The sequence below is a fragment of the Nostoc sp. genome, assembly GCF_054880495.1.
On record NZ_JBTYKD010000016.1, the window covers coordinates 1 to 14922 of the forward strand.

At 41.7% G+C, this 14922-nt stretch carries 13 protein-coding genes; 4 read left to right on the forward strand and 9 right to left on the reverse strand.

Annotated features, from left to right (window positions below):
• Window positions 1–208 precede the first annotated feature (208 nt).
• From ACYTXL_RS01595 to ACYTXL_RS01605, 3 genes are all read right to left on the reverse strand, one after another.
• A complete protein-coding gene (locus ACYTXL_RS01595) occupies window positions 209–1495 on the reverse strand; it encodes a M20 family metallopeptidase (RefSeq protein WP_461923199.1) in 1287 nt (428 codons plus the stop codon).
• A gap of 236 nt (window positions 1496–1731) precedes the next feature.
• Window positions 1732–2424: a DUF4337 domain-containing protein gene (locus ACYTXL_RS01600; protein WP_461923200.1), complete on the reverse strand. Its 693-nt coding sequence runs from the start codon at window positions 2422–2424 to the stop codon at window positions 1732–1734.
• A 342-nt stretch (window positions 2425–2766) separates the two neighbouring features.
• Window positions 2767–3702, reverse strand: a complete 936-nt coding sequence (locus ACYTXL_RS01605) for an undecaprenyl-diphosphate phosphatase (protein ID WP_461923201.1) — start codon at window positions 3700–3702, stop codon at window positions 2767–2769.
• A gap of 57 nt (window positions 3703–3759) precedes the next feature.
• Between ACYTXL_RS01605 and ACYTXL_RS01610 the strand changes: the two genes are divergently transcribed.
• Entirely contained in the window at window positions 3760–4020 is a 261-nt protein-coding gene (locus ACYTXL_RS01610; RefSeq protein ID WP_461923202.1) for a hypothetical protein, read from the forward strand.
• A 139-nt stretch (window positions 4021–4159) separates the two neighbouring features.
• Here ACYTXL_RS01610 and bioD read toward each other — a convergent pair whose 3' ends face one another.
• The 6 genes from bioD to ACYTXL_RS01640 form a co-directional block, all read right to left on the reverse strand.
• On the reverse strand, window positions 4160–4840 hold the full coding sequence (gene bioD / locus ACYTXL_RS01615) for a dethiobiotin synthase (protein ID WP_461923203.1): 681 nt from the start codon (window positions 4838–4840) through the stop codon (window positions 4160–4162).
• A complete protein-coding gene (locus ACYTXL_RS01620) occupies window positions 4840–6582 on the reverse strand; it encodes a protein kinase domain-containing protein (RefSeq protein ID WP_461923263.1) in 1743 nt (580 codons plus the stop codon). The genes bioD and ACYTXL_RS01620 overlap by 1 nt, the downstream gene beginning before the upstream one ends.
• A gap of 299 nt (window positions 6583–6881) precedes the next feature.
• Window positions 6882–8447 carry a glycosyltransferase family 39 protein gene (locus tag ACYTXL_RS01625; protein WP_461923204.1) on the reverse strand — a complete coding sequence of 522 codons (1566 nt, stop codon included), beginning with the start codon at window positions 8445–8447 and terminating at the stop codon, window positions 6882–6884.
• Between the two features lie 197 nt (window positions 8448–8644).
• A complete protein-coding gene (locus ACYTXL_RS01630; protein ID WP_461923205.1) occupies window positions 8645–8980 on the reverse strand; it encodes an SMR family transporter in 336 nt (111 codons plus the stop codon).
• A gap of 52 nt (window positions 8981–9032) precedes the next feature.
• Window positions 9033–9617 (reverse strand): YqeG family HAD IIIA-type phosphatase, encoded by a 585-nt coding sequence (locus ACYTXL_RS01635; protein ID WP_461923206.1) that lies wholly within the window; start codon window positions 9615–9617, stop codon window positions 9033–9035.
• Between the two features lie 43 nt (window positions 9618–9660).
• Window positions 9661–10647, reverse strand: coding sequence for a decaprenyl-phosphate phosphoribosyltransferase (locus tag ACYTXL_RS01640; protein ID WP_461923207.1), 987 nt, complete (start codon window positions 10645–10647; stop codon window positions 9661–9663).
• Window positions 10648–11269: 622 nt separating this feature from the next.
• Between ACYTXL_RS01640 and ACYTXL_RS01645 the strand changes: the two genes are divergently transcribed.
• The 3 genes from ACYTXL_RS01645 (at window position 11270) to truB (ending at window position 14850) form a co-directional block, all read left to right on the forward strand.
• On the forward strand, window positions 11270–12286 hold the full coding sequence (locus ACYTXL_RS01645; RefSeq protein WP_461923208.1) for a ribose-phosphate pyrophosphokinase: 1017 nt from the start codon (window positions 11270–11272) through the stop codon (window positions 12284–12286).
• A gap of 370 nt (window positions 12287–12656) precedes the next feature.
• Entirely contained in the window at window positions 12657–13352 is a 696-nt protein-coding gene (locus tag ACYTXL_RS01650) for a Uma2 family endonuclease (protein WP_461923209.1), read from the forward strand.
• 613 nt (window positions 13353–13965) lie between these two features.
• The gene (truB, locus tag ACYTXL_RS01655) at window positions 13966–14850 is read left to right on the forward strand and encodes a tRNA pseudouridine(55) synthase TruB (protein WP_461923210.1); all 885 of its coding nucleotides are present in this window, start codon (window positions 13966–13968) and stop codon (window positions 14848–14850) included.
• The last annotated feature ends 72 nt before the right edge of the window (window positions 14851–14922 follow it).

The following is a 14922-nucleotide window of genomic DNA, read 5'->3' on the forward strand; positions in this document are numbered from 1 at the left end:
TCACTATTAGATGGCAGGGTACAAGCTACAGAAGATTTGCAGAAGAAAGTGTATTAAATCCACAGGAGAATTGCTATATGCAAAAATTAATAAAAATCTCTCAGATAATCAACCAATGACTTGGCTCTCTGGACAAAAGTTATTTAGTTATTTTTCATAAAAATTCAAGTAAACTTAACTTGATTAAAAACATCTAATTTACACCCACTCAACTAAAAAACTTCTCCACACATCTCACAAACATTTCTACACCCATTCCCAAGGCGGTTTCGTCAAAATCAAACCGGGGATGATGATGAGGATATGCTAAGTCTTTCGCGGGGTTAGCAGAACCTAAAAAGAAATAGCAACCAGGAACCTCTTGCAAGAAAAATGACATATCTTCAGCAGCCATAGTTTGGCATTCTGGCACAATACCCATCGGGGTTTCTACCACTTCTTCTGCTACAGTTCGCACCAATTCTGCTATCTTAATATCATTAATGACTGGTGGATAAAGTGACCAATATTCTAAGTCATAATTCGCACCCTGACTTTGACAAATTCCAGCAATAATCTGCTCGACGCGCTGATGAAAAAAGCCTTTAAAACTAGGATTAAAATACCTGACAGTGGCACTCATTCTCGCTGTATCAGCAATCACATTCCGCTTGGTTCCAGCATGAAGTTCGCCCACTGTCACCACTGCTGAATCAATGGGATTAACATTCCGAGCGACAATAGTTTGCAAAGCATTTACAATTTGGGCAGCAACTACAACAGAGTCAACAGTTTGATGAGGTAGTGCGCCGTGTCCACCTTTGCCCAAAATTGTGCAGTTAAAGCACTCCACAGCTGCCATCAATGCCCCAGCCCGTACACCCACCGTTCCCAAGGGCAAATTATTCCACAAGTGCAAACCAATAATCGCGTCAACATCAGGATTTTTGAGAACCCCAGCTTCAATCATCGGCTTTGCGCCTCCTGGTGATTCTTCTGCTGGCTGGAAGATAATTTTCACGGTACCGGAGAAGTCTTGGCGATGCTCTTGGAGATAATAAGCTGTACCTAAAGCGATCGCAGTATGTCCATCATGTCCACAAGCGTGCATCACTCCATCATGCTGCGATTTGTAGGGCACTTCGTTGAGTTCTTGGATTGGCAAAGCATCCATATCCGCGCGAATCGCTAAAACTTGGGGAGTCGGAAGTGGGCTTGCCGTGAGCGTAGCCGAATGGGAGGCGGCTTGCTGTGAGCGTAGCCGAATGGGAGTGGGGAGTTTGTTACCTTTGATGGTGGCAACAATGCCAGTGTGAGCAATGGCAGTTTGATGGTCAATTCCCCATTCTTGCAGCTTTTGTGATACAAACTCAGACGTCAGTTTTTCTTGAAAACCCAACTCTGGTTGTTGATGCAATCGCCGCCGCCACTCTACTAATTGCGGTTGCAATGAACGGATTGCCAGTCGGATACGAGATAGGTCAACAGAAGCGGGATTGGGAAAGGTGGAAACCATTATGAAGACAAACTAGTTTAAGTACAGCTAATGCAAGTTTATTTTCCTAGTTTATCGTAGGGAATAGGGACTAGTGGGGATGAATCAGAATCTTGTTAAGAAAAGTGGATTAAATAAAATGCAAAACTTCATTCTATCTCTAGCTTCCCTCTCCTTTATAAGGAGAGGGATTGAGGGTGAGGTAAGCCAGGGACATAAATTGTATGTTATTTAATTCTTATTCCTAATCAATCAATTCACAAGACTTTGGGATTTGGGGAAGTGCGAGTGGAAAGCAGTATTTTTTTTTCGGCTGGCTTTTCTAAGAAGTTTTCGGATAGTAATTTAGTCAAAGCATCGGGGTGTAGTTGCCAGTTTAATAATCCAGATAACCCCATGACCAAGCCAAATATAGTTGGAACCAAGGCGAGGTAGAACAACCATTTTTTCTGAGATAGAGATGTGATGGCAAATAGCGAGACAGAGAGCGATAAGGAAGCATCAGCTAGGTCAAACTGGTCGTCATGGTAATTAAGCTGGTCATAGGTTGTTTGGTCTTTTTCGGCAACTAGCTTCTGTTCCTGCTTTTTCTGGTCTTCTTTATCAGCAATTACTTGATAAGCCGCAATCTGTTTTTCATAGTCAGCCCTGACAGCAGAAGATTGAGAAACAGATTGCAATTTCAGTTGCGTTATATTTGATTTGGCTATTTCTTCACGAATATTACGAGCCTGATATAACGCCCAATCGTCAACTTTATTTGCTTGAGCTTGCTGCATTGCCTGAACCAGATTATCATCTTTGATTTTGCAGATACCGATAAAGGTTGCAATCAATGCAACTGCAATTGCAACAGCACTATTTAAACGACTTTTGCGTTTTTCGCGGTTAGCTGATGTTTCGGGTTCATCGTTTTCCGGCTCAAGTAGGTCAATCGGGTTTATGTCCATTTCACTTAAAGATAAAACAACGGTTTCAGTGCCAAAAAACTTTTGTATTATTTTGCATAACTAGGGCGGGCAAGATGCCATTGGTGTCAACTTAACGTAGAAGTTAGGCAAGGCATGCTTTCGAGGTTTTACCCCCAGCCCCTCTCCCAATTTTGGGAGAGGAGATGAGGGCAAAACGTCTTCTCAAAGCAGATTTTTTCTGAAGTTGACACCAATGGCTTTCCGGCCCACCCCACAAGAGTTTTACTTCCAGATGATATACAAGTTAAATGTCCAACAGCTTAATACCGATGCTCGTAGTTTTCTGTTCCGATATTACTAATACCCCATTATCAGTTAAAATCAATTCTGCAACCAACCAGCCATGACGGCAACTATCAAAAATACACCCATTGCCAAGCGGTAGAAAATAAAAATCAAGGTACTGTGTTTTTCCAGGTAGCGTAGGAGTCCCCAAATTGCGAGAAAAGCGGAAATGCTGGCGGAGATTAAGCCCACCAACAAAGTCAACCAACCAGCCGCACTCAGTCCGGCTTTCGTAAGTGTGTGGAGTTCTACAGCACCTGCCAAAATCACGGCTGGTAAGCCCAACAAAAAAGAAAATCGGGCTGATGTCTCCCGTTTCATGCCCAAAAATAACCCGGCGGTGAGGGTGGAACCAGAGCGAGAAACGCCAGGGATGAGGGCAAAAGCTTGAGCAACTCCTACCCAAATGCCATCCCAGAGGGTGAGGTTGTCGAAAGTGCGATCGCGCCCTCCGCGTTTTTCAGCGATCGCCAGCAATCCTGACATAATAATTGAAGCCGCACCAATAACTACTAACCCTCGGATTGGTGAGTTGCAGGCGTTCAGAATTGGTTTGAGTAGCACACCAGCCACAGCAATGGGCAAAGTTCCTATCAATAAACCTAACATTAGTTGCAAAGAACTAGATTGATAGTCTTGTCTGCTAATTGCTCTAACTGTCTCCCCGGTTAATTTTTTTAAGTCCTGCCAAAAATAGACTAAAACAGCAGTCAAGCTAGCTAACTGCATTGCTGCGGAAAAAGCAGACCCCGGATCTTTCAGTCCTAGTAAAGTTGGCACTATCCGCAAATGAGCAGTACTACTAATTGGTAGTAGTTCTGTAATTCCCTGAACGATGCCTAAAATAATCACGTCAATCCAGCTAAAGTTAGCAAAGTCTAGATTTACTTCGCTACCATTGCTACAGACTGCACTCGCCACTGCAAAAGAAAGCATCATGATATCAGGCGAAACTAATTTACTGTTAATCAAATACCGACAAATTAACTTATGCCCGTGACGTTTCTGTGACTAAGATATGGCACTTGAATGACATTTAACAATCAGAATTCAGGAGTCACGAGTCAGAATTCAGTTGGGAATTATGTACGAGTGGGGGGTAGCGCATTTTTTAGTCCCAAAGATGAAAGAAGGCAGGTAAATCCTGCCTTGTGTGTCACTAGAGTTAGGTTAATTTCATCCTTCCTCACCATTGCACGTCTTATTGACAAAGCTGTTACCGAGTTGTGTCAGAATTGTGACTGGCTTAGGCGATCGCTACCATCAGTTGCTCAAGTCTTATCTGAATAAATCAAAAAGTTTTTCTCCAAAGAGCGATGCCTAGGTTGGGCTACGCCTACGCTAATAATCATGCCCAATACTTCTCTACGAGAGGCTGCGCCAACGACGCTGCTCAGTACAAGTCAGTACAAGTGTCCAATGCCCAATTCTAAAATATCAGTGTTTCCCAATCTAAATCTGATGCTATTTGAGCAAGTTTATCTAAATCAGTCAGGTTATCTAAATAGGGCAAGCAGCCTAAAACTGGTGTGTTAGTGAGTGATTGAATCAATTGGTGTGGTGTCCAGTCGGCTATTTCTGCATCTGTTCGGGGTTGTACGCAGTTTAGAACAATGCCTTTGAGATTGACGCGCGATTGTCTAGCTAATGCTACATTCGCCACTGCTTGAGCGATCGCACCTAATCTAACTGGTACTACCAATACCGTTGGTAAACGCCATTCTCCTGCTAAATCGGCTACCGTTAATTCCTCAGTTACTGGCGAACCTAACCCTCCCAAGGCTTCTACAAGCACAAAATCACGATGCGATCGCAACTTAGATAAAGCTTGCCAAACTACTGCCAAATCTACTCGGCGATTTTCCCGTGCTGCTGCTATCGGAGGCGCTAAAGGTGCTTGAAAGTATAAAGGTGTAATTTCTTCTGGGGATTGTTCTAGTGTAAATAGCTTTTGATACCACTCGCGATCGCCAATTCCTGATTGAATCGGTTTCATGATTCCCCAGCTACGCTGCGGATAATATTTTTGCCAATAGGCTGCTAACGCTGTTGTTAAAACAGTTTTACCAGCTTCGGTATCAGTTCCAGTAATCAGTAGTGTGTTTAACATTAATTTCTTTGGCCAGAAAATGGTTGTGTTCCATCAGCCGGCGGGAAAGTTGGCATTTCACCACTCTGAGGAATTGGGAAGGGTGTTTGTATAGGAATTGGAATCGGTGTTTCTGTCGGAATTGGAATCGGTGTTTCTGTCGGAATTGCGATCGGTGTTTCTGTAGGAATTGGAATCGGTGTCTCTGTAGGAATTGCGATCGGTGTTTCTGTCGGAATTGCGATCGGTGTTTCTGTAGGTGTTGGTTTGACTGGTTTTTCTAATACAACATTGAGATTGTAATTGCTTTCGGCAACTCCTGAAACCAGTGTTAACTCAATAGTATATCTACCAGTAACCAGCAATGGGCTTTCATAGGATTTTACTTGCTGGGCATTAGGATTAATTGGTTGTTGATTGGGACTTAAGACTGTGAGTAAAATGCTGCTTCCTGGGTCAATAAACGCAGTTAACTTGTCACCTTCAGTCCCAAAAAAAGTGTACCGGATTATTTGATTTGTTTTGAGAGTATCTTGAACCGTGGCTGTGTTATTAGATGCTCCCAGATTGAGGCGCTTAGTAGATACAACAGGTTGATCGTTGGTGGGTGTAGGTGTGGATGGGAATGTAGTACCACCAGAAATCACTGGTGAAGGGAAATTTTGTGGAAGCGTCTCAGTTGGTGGTGTTTTCGGCTGACTGCGAATGGAACTTACCAGCGCCCAAGAACCGAATCCCGCTATGATCACTACAGCGCTGCCAATTGCGGCGATCGCTAAAGGATTATCCAAGATTGAGCTAGTGTTACTTGGTGGAATCACAGGAGCAGGTCTTTTGGGGGAAACTGCTGGTGGTACGAGGTCAGGACGGCGACCAACAGCCATTGTTTGCAAGTTTGATACATCGGGGGTAGAAACACTGGGTTGAGACAGCGATTGCAGTGCTTGGGATACATTAGCAGCACTTTGGTAGCGATCGCTCGGTAGATGATTCAACATTCGATTCAAAACCAAGGCAAATCGTGGATTAACTTTTACCCATCGCTGCCAATTCCAAGTTAGTTGGTTTTCGTCAAATAGCTCCCTGGGTTCTTTACCAGTCAGCAAAACAATTGCACTCACCGCTAAAGCATACAAATCACTACTAGGATAAGCTCCCCCTGTTTGCATTTGTTCACTAGGAGAGTAGCCTAATTTTCCCACAGTGGTTTCTGGCATTGCACTCTCTGGCGATCGTAAACGTGTTGCTAGTTCCTTAACCACCCCAAAATCAATTAACACAGGTTTAGCGTCACTATCTCGCAAAATAATATTTTCTGGCGATATATCCCGGTGAATAATCCCTCGACTGTGAATATGCTCTAAAACAGGCAACAACAACTCTATCAGCTGCAAGACTTCAGCCTCTGTGAAAGTTTGACCCACAGCTTGACGTTCAGCCAGCAGAGTTCGGTACGTCTGACCTGCAACGTAGTCCTCCACCAAAAATAAACCTTGGTCTTGCTCAAATCTTTCCCGGAATTTAGGTACTTGTGGGTGTTGTATTTGATACAAAATGCCACCTTCCCGGTGAAAAAGCTCTTGTGCCCTCTCCCAAGCCAAAGCCGACCTTGCTGTTGAAATCAATTCCTTGATCGCGCAAAGTTCGTTAAAGCGCCTCTGGTCTTCTGCCAGATAGGTTCTACCAAATCCTCCTTGTCCGAGAATTTGAATTATCCGGTAACGGTTTTGCAAGACAGTGCCAACTGTAATCGGTGGTTGCATGAGCGATTGATTGAGTGTAGTAGCGACTGAGGAGGAAGTCACCCACAAAGATTAAGTCCAAGAGGCGACGGACAGTTACCTACGGCAATATTCTACTATACCCAACGGGTACATCCCCACCAGAGCAAGGTTCTTTTGTACTGTATAACTTAAAAGTCCTGGGAGCATCTTAGTGAAAGCAAATATATCAGATGAGAAAGAAGATTCTTGCTCCCTCTCCTTGGTAAGGAGAGGGTTGGGGTGAGATTTTACAAGGCTTTTTACAAAGTGAGATGCTCCCAGAGTCCTCAATCCCCAGTTCAATTTCTCTTCTTGGGAAAACGATAGATTTTGAAATATGCAAAACTAACTTCATAATCCAGCTTATATAAATCACTCATCCCTTTTTCAATCACTCCTTTGGGAAATAGATAATCACGATTAACTACGATCAAAACTGTATCCGCATTATTTGTTAATTTTTGAATTTCTCCTGCAAAATTTTCATTCGTAATCCCCTTTTTTAACTTATCACCTAACTTCCTTCCATCCAGACTTAGAGTGTCACCGTAGTATCTAAATAATCTGGGATTGCCAAATAAAAATACAGATTGTGTAGAAGAAGAACGGTTTTTTAAAATATAGTGGGTCGCAGATCGGTAGTCATCTTTCTGATAGTGATCATCGAAGTAGTAGTTAAAAAGAGAATAAATATTCAGAACTATCAGAGATATGACAGCGATTTTAGGAAACTGAGATAATCCATAGCGCTTTGAGCTAATACCAGGTCTTTGACTCAAAGCTGATGGTATAAGCATGGCAAGTGGTAACCAAAGATAATAAGAGTGACGCGGCACCCAATTAAATTTGGTCACTATAGCTAAGAGCAATCCTAGTAAAAATGCCATGACAAAAACAGAAGCAAAGAAGTAATCAGCATACTGCTCTCTGTGATGTTTTTTGTGTCTCAATAAAACTTTTATTAAAGCCAGAAAAATTACAGTACCAACAATCACCAATAAAAGTATCTGAGGCCAGTAACGAAGCAAAACCTGTACTCTATCATCGCCGTGCAACTGCTCGACTGAAGGTCCGTAACTTGTCCCCACTAAAATTCCATTTAACACAAAAATAATATTTTGAATTAGGGGGAATCCCAAGCGAGAAACTGAAATGCTTTCTGGATCAGTTGCTCCAGGTAAAGTCAGGTAATAGAAAATTGGCGGTAAAGATAAAAATGCTGCCGGAAGCCACCATTGCAGCCATTGCCTTAAATTTCTATAGATGGCGATATGAGATAAACATAGAGCTATAGTGGAAAAGCAGAAGTTAATATTACTAAAAATTCCTATGGCAGTAAAAATACTAAATAGCCATATTGAAATAGCTCGATTACCTTCATTTTTAACTAATACCGTGCTGAAGAAATATAGTTGAAGTGAAGCTATAAACATTGCTAAGGCATAAATTCTTGCCTCTTGGCTGTAGTAAACACAGAAAGAACTAAATGTAAGGATTAGCAGAGACCATAAAGCGTGCTTTTTTCCATGTATCCGCAAAGCAGTAAAGAATATAACGATAGTTGAGCCAATTCCTAAAATAGCAGAGAGTGAGCGAAGGGCAAATTCACTTTCACCAAATACCTGACGCCACAAAAACAGAACTATAAAGTACAGTGGTTGAAATCTATCACTATTTCCTATGTATCTTGCTTTCGCAATGCTCTCTTGAAGTGTCGAGACATCAGAATTAGTTAAACTCAAACCTTCATCATACCAAAGACTCTGGTTTGACAGCATAAAGAAGCGGAGAACAACACTCAAAAAAATCACTATTGAAATCGAGAGATAATATCTCGACCATCTCTGATTTTGGATTTTTATCATAATTTAATCTCCTCTACATGATCCCATAGGAATTACTGTGGCATACCTTCTTTCATTCCAACTTGCAGGACAATGAATCAGGGAAATGCTTGCGAACAAGGTAATCAGTTAAGGGTAGTCTATTAGTGATGCTAGGATAAAGTTTTTTATATCCTGGCACTTTGAATCAGATAACTTAACTATTCTTGAAATACTAATCAATGTTTACTTAAAGCGATCGCACAGATACCGCTCAACATCAAACCGGCTCCTACCCATTGGGAAATTAAGACTTTTTCTCGCAAAATCACAGCACCAGTGATCATTGTGAATATAATTGTTAATCCGATCACTACTGGATAGGCAACTGATAAATTCAGTTTCCCTAAAACTACCACGTAAAAAACCGTACTCAGACCATAAGTACAAATTCCTCCTAGTAAATAGATATTTAACGGATTTTGTCCCGCTCCTAGTTTCAATAGATTTTGAGCCAGTGTATTTAATCCGACTGTGATTAAAATCAGCAAGCTAAAAACTATCTGGTTATTCATGGTGAAAATTTACTCAATTTATAACGTGATATTTTTTGATCAAAAGAGCAATTTATAAAAAACTCTCATAGCCAGCAGCATCATCAAAATCCCAAAGTTCTCCTCCAGATGCATAAGGTATTTGCACCCATTTGCCAGCAAATTTTTCCCACCAGCGGGGCGGGTGTGGTAGGGTAGCAACTTGGATGTAGCCACATCCACAAAGTAATGCGCCCACAAAATCAGTATGTAAACTATCACCAACGACGAGTATATGTTTTGCTGGTAACTGCATATAGGCTATTGCCTGTCGAAATGCATGGGGAAAAGGTTTTTTAGCTGGACTGAGCGCTTGAATATCAAGACGATGAGACCAATATTTCACACGATAGCGACGTTTCCCATTTGAGAGGATAAAAAATTGCAATCCGGCTAACTTGGCTTCTGTAATCCAATCTTCTGCTCTCGGGGATAGGTAACGATCATCTTCAGAAATAATAGTGTTATCTAAATCAAGAATGATTCCTTTAATACCACAAATCTTGATTTTGTGAATTTTTATTTGAGCTAGTGTATGGATACGTCGTGGAAGCCTATGGCGTTTCTCTTTGATACCCAATTTAGGCCAGTTGAGCAAAAAAGGTTTTAAATTTTTCATCCGCAAAGTCTCGAAAATTCTGCCATTGGTGCATTTACCAGATTTATTTGATCAGCCCTTGATGTTTGAGTAAGAGAATCACAAAGCAAGTGAACACCCAACCAACGACAGTTAACAGAATGGGCAAATCTTTCAATAATATTTCTTCCGGGCGCTCACTACGTCCATCTTGCTCTGGATGGTTGTCGCTGTAATTGGTAATCTCCTGGGGATCACTCAGCAGTTGATAGCGAAAAATGCCATAGAATACGAACGGCAAAGTCACTAGCATCCAACGGGTGGGCGCCCCATGTAGATAAGGACCAGCACTCCAAAGAGCATAAGTAATAACTGTGCAAGTGGTGACAACATTTTCCATGCGACCCAGCAGAGGCAAGGAATAGTATTTGAGGACAGAGCGAGGTTTGTTGCCTTTTATTTGTACTAATCGCAGTTCTGCTTTGCGCTTTTCAATACCCAAAAATAGCGCTAGCATCGCAGTGCAAAGTAAAAACCAAGCTGATAAAACTATGCCGGTAGCAGCAGCACCGGCATAGGCTCGGAGAACAAATCCGGTAGCGATCGCCCCTACATCCAAAATTACCATCCGTTTTAGTCGCAGATTATAGGCGATCTGCAACAGGGCGTATGCAGTTATGGCTGCACCCAACTGGGGCGATCGCAACCACGCAAAAATCAGGGCACTACCTAATAGCGCCAATGCCATCCCAATAGCAACACGGATGCTGACTAATCCGGCCGCAATTGGCCGCTTACACTTGACAGGGTGCTGACGGTCAGATTCAACATCTGCGATGTCATTGATTAAGTAGAAGCCACTTGATGCACAGCAAAATAATATGAACGCCAATAGGCTACCTAGCAGAGATTGCAGATTGATGCTAAATGCAAACAACGGCGCTGCAAACACCACCAGATTTTTTGTCCATTGTCGCGGTCGCATGGCAGCTAAACAATACGCCGACTTCTTGGAACTAGTTGCTATGGCAGTTAAAGACTTTTCTACTACTGAAGTAGGTCGAGAGTTCATAAGTATGCTGTCGCCTCCCTGTGTCAGGAGTAATTAGATTGAACAACTTTCCCTGGTTTTTTAAAATTTCTTTATCTTAGTACAATTACTTATAAATTTTTACCAAGCTGATATTACCGTTGTTCTGTAATGTTTTGATATTAAAAAATACATTTTTATACAATCTTTATTTAAACTTTATTCAATCTTTATCTAAAAAATTATACGTGAGTAAATTATGTTCAGTGCTAGAGAACTATAGACATATGGTTTTTTGTGAATGCGTAATTAGTAGAATAATAAGCTACATTTTGAATACCTAGGCAGAAGTGTTATACTCTTATAAGAACAAGCTTGAATATCACTTAAGTTATAAATGAGGTAGTTAGCAGAAGCTATCTAGCACACCAATTTTTAAGAGATTGGGTTATTTACCTCATCTCAAAAAATTTTAACTATAGACCTAGTGGACGGTCTTGATGTCCGTTAAGCTATCAATAGCTTGTAAACCTGAGACAATTAGCAAATGATAACTTTATGGAAAAATGTTTTAATTTTGTATGGAAGCTTCAACAAAAGTCACAGATGTTTTTTTAGGCAATTTTTCAGTTAAATCTATTAAATCTTTAATGATAATATTGCTATGAATGCACATAGAGGATCTGCTGTGCTCAGTTCTGCAACTTTCAAAGTGCAACCATCTGCAACAGGACTGAACGAGAATCATCGCCTGCGGCTGTTTTCTGGCTCTGCCAATCTACAACTGTCTCAAGAAGTCGCTCGTTATGTGGGTATGGACTTGGGGCCAATGATTCGCAAAAGATTTGCGGATGGAGAACTTTACGTTCAAATCCAAGAATCGATTCGGGGTTGTGATGTTTATTTAATCCAGCCATGTTGTCAACCCGTAAACGATCATTTGATGGAATTAATGATTATGGTTGACGCCTGTCGTCGAGCTTCGGCGCGACAGGTAACGGCAGTAATTCCCTACTATGGGTATGCCCGCGCCGATCGCAAAACGGCAGGACGAGAGTCAATAACTGCCAAGCTGGTTGCTAACTTGATCACCGAAGCAGGTGCCAACCGCGTTCTAGCAATGGATTTACACTCGGCTCAGATTCAGGGCTATTTCGATATCCCCTTTGATCATGTTTACGGTTCGCCAGTATTGCTGGATTATCTAGCAAGTAAACAACTGCCAGACCTTGTAGTTGTTTCCCCCGATGTTGGCGGTGTAGCACGAGCTAGGGCATTTGCGAAAAAACTGAATGATGCTCCACTGGCGATTATTGACAAACGTCGTCAGGCACATAATGTTGCCGAAGTGTTAAATATCATCGGCGATGTTAAAGGCAAAACGGCAGTGTTAGTGGATGACATGATCGACACTGGAGGCACGATCGCGGAAGGGGCGCGATTACTGCGTGAAGAAGGAGCGCGTCAGGTATACGCCTGTGTAACTCATGCGGTGTTCTCTCCACCAGCGATAGAGAGGTTATCCAGTGGCTTGTTTGAGGAAGTCATTGTCACAAATACGATTCCCATAGCAGAAAGCGATCGCTTTCCCCAACTAGTGGTGCTGTCAGTAGCTAATCTGTTAGGAGAAACTATCTGGCGGATTCATGAAGATACTTCAGTTAGTAGTATGTTCCGCTAAATTATCATTCGTGTTATACGCATAAATTACCCACATTGACCCCTTCATCGGGTACAATGTGGGCTTTTAGTTATATAACTAAGTTTATTCTCAAGATTATTAGGACTTACGCATGAGTTACGGAATAACGTAGACGCATTATTAAGAAATAATCTCATGTTTTCTATGGACGGTTGATTACAAACAGTTTTTGACCAAATAATTACTAATCTGTAATGGGTTACGCCGAATACTAACGTCCCTTGTGGGCGATCGCACCCCTGCTCCTTGCATAAGAGCTTTTTAATGTGCGGTAGTAAAATGGATGCAGCACTGCCAAATTAGAATACTTTGATTCAGTTTAGGCAATTTGGGTAAAGAGGACAAAGGGATGGTTACAACTCCTAAAAAAGTGATTTCAGTTTTACCTCTGGAAAATGGCGATCGCTTATCTCGCTGCGAATTTGAGCGTCGCTATCAAGCAATGCCGCATTTAAGAAAAGCTGAACTGGTTGAAGGAGTTGTCTATATCATGGCATCCCCACTCCGAATTAAAAGTCATGGGGAACCACATGGAAACCTGATCGGGTGGTTGTGGAACTATAAAACGGCAACACCTGATGTTGTTCTGGGAATTGAACCCACAGTGCGTTTAGATCCAGATAATGAACCACAGCCTGACGCGGTACTATTCATTCCGGGCAGACAGGCATTGATTAGTGAAGATGATTATATCCAAGGCGCACCCGAACTGGTGATAGAAGTGGCAGCAAGCAGTGCAGCCATCGATTTACATGATAAAAAACGCACTTATCGGCGGAATGGAGTACAGGAGTATATTGTCTGGCAAACATTAGATAATCAGTTGGATTGGTTTAGGCTGCAAGCGGACGAGTATGTTTCGCTACCAACCGATGAGCAAGGAATTATTCGCAGTCAGGTGTTTCCGGGATTGTGGTTGGCGGTACCTGCCTTACTGTCAGGAGAAATGGCAACGGTGTTATCTGTGTTACAAGCAGGTTTAGCTGCCACTGAACATCAAGAATTTATGCAAAAGTTGAATGAGAATATGGAAAATAGGGAATAGATATATACCATTTTAGTTTTTTGATGATCAGCTGTTCCATGTTTAACTTGCATATCTTGGACGGGCGAGACGCCCATCCCACAAGAAATGTACAATTTTAGATTATGCAAATGCAAACTAGATATGGTTTAGCTTATAGCAATCCTATTTTGATTTGCTCTCTACCGAGAGGCTCAGATCCCCGACTTCTTGAAGAAGTCGGGGATCTTTTTGCTCGTAACTCATTTAGGATAAAACTTACGTAGTGTACAAATTCATCGTGATGTGAATTAACAAAAATAGGTGATTTCAGCCTTTTCTTAATTATCCTTTAATAGTAAATAGACTATGCTGTATGGGTTATAATTAGTTTTATTAAGTTTTTTCTGATATTTATCTATTTTTACAGTTTTATGGATTTAAACTTATAACTGACATCGTGATATTTGCGGAAAATGCTCGGCGTTATCTGCGTTTTTTGTGTATTATTCGGTAAGGCGCTGAGAGTATCTCTTGAGCTTGGTTAATGCGTATAAATTAATGCTTTATAAAGTATTAAATGCTGAATATTGATGTTTTGAGCATTATATTGATGAGTATTTTATAGAATTTAGAAGCTGTAACGATTGATTTTGTGTTATTTCAAGGTTTTCTCAACTTAAACAAACCATTTGACTGGACTTCCCACGACTGCGTGGCACGGGTGCGAAAATTGTTGCGCCTCAAACGTGTGGGACACGCAGGAACTTTAGATCCAGCAGCTACTGGGGTGTTACCGATCGCACTTGGTAAAGCTACAAGATTATTACAATATCTGCCAGAAAACAAAGCTTACAAGGCTACGATTCGCCTGGGTGTGCGTACTACAACCGATGATTTAGAAGGTGAAATCATCACTTGTGGACCTTGTGCAGGATTGAATTTAGCAGAAGTGAAAACTGCACTGGCACAATTTGAAGGCAAGATTGAGCAAATACCACCCAGTTATAGTGCAATCCAAGTGGATGGTAAACGTCTCTACGACTTAGCACGCCAAGGGAAAACGGTAGAAGTTCCAGTGCGAACAGTAGAAGTTTTTCAGATAGATATTTTAGACTGGAGAGAAGGAGATTTTCCCGAATTGGATGTGGCGATCGCCTGTGGTTCTGGTACATATATTAGAGCGATCGCTCGTGACTTAGGCGCAATCTTAGAAACTGGTGGCACTCTTGCGGCTTTGAACCGCACCCAAAGTAGTAGTTTCGATTTAACAGATAGTCTCACTTTCACAGACTTAGAAACTCAACTCCAAGCTGAGACATTTCAACCTTTTCTACCTGATGCAGCCTTACAACATTTATCATCTGTGACTTTACCAGCAGCATCTGCTCAAAAATGGTGTCAAGGTCAGCGAATTTCTCTAACTTTCGATGTTTCTGAAATAGTGCGAGTTTACGATGAAGAGACTCGCTTTTTAGGTATTGGGCAATTGCAAGACGAAGTGTTGATTCCCCAAATGGTTTATGAACCGATTTCTTGAACCTGTGGTAAATTAAAGGTTTTAATTTCTCTGCACCTAGCCGCTTCTCTACGAGACGCACTCGCGTTTGCG

What these genes read in the sequence shown, in the direction of transcription:
- ACYTXL_RS01595 (WP_461923199.1), bottom strand. Translation starts at nt 1,495, where the DNA reads ATGGTTTCCACCTTTCCCAATCCCGCTTCTGTTGACCTATCTCGTATC.
- ACYTXL_RS01600 (WP_461923200.1), bottom strand. Translation starts at nt 2,424, where the DNA reads ATGGACATAAACCCGATTGACCTACTTGAGCCGGAAAACGATGAACCC.
- ACYTXL_RS01610 (WP_461923202.1), top strand. Translation starts at nt 3,760, where the DNA reads ATGACATTTAACAATCAGAATTCAGGAGTCACGAGTCAGAATTCAGTT.
- bioD (WP_461923203.1), bottom strand. Translation starts at nt 4,840, where the DNA reads ATGTTAAACACACTACTGATTACTGGAACTGATACCGAAGCTGGTAAA.
- ACYTXL_RS01620 (WP_461923263.1), bottom strand. Translation starts at nt 6,582, where the DNA reads ATGCAACCACCGATTACAGTTGGCACTGTCTTGCAAAACCGTTACCGG.
- ACYTXL_RS01625 (WP_461923204.1), bottom strand. Translation starts at nt 8,447, where the DNA reads ATGATAAAAATCCAAAATCAGAGATGGTCGAGATATTATCTCTCGATT.
- ACYTXL_RS01630 (WP_461923205.1), bottom strand. Translation starts at nt 8,980, where the DNA reads ATGAATAACCAGATAGTTTTTAGCTTGCTGATTTTAATCACAGTCGGA.
- ACYTXL_RS01635 (WP_461923206.1), bottom strand. Translation starts at nt 9,617, where the DNA reads ATGAAAAATTTAAAACCTTTTTTGCTCAACTGGCCTAAATTGGGTATC.
- ACYTXL_RS01640 (WP_461923207.1), bottom strand. Translation starts at nt 10,647, where the DNA reads ATGAACTCTCGACCTACTTCAGTAGTAGAAAAGTCTTTAACTGCCATA.
- ACYTXL_RS01645 (WP_461923208.1), top strand. Translation starts at nt 11,270, where the DNA reads ATGAATGCACATAGAGGATCTGCTGTGCTCAGTTCTGCAACTTTCAAA.
- ACYTXL_RS01650 (WP_461923209.1), top strand. Translation starts at nt 12,657, where the DNA reads ATGGTTACAACTCCTAAAAAAGTGATTTCAGTTTTACCTCTGGAAAAT.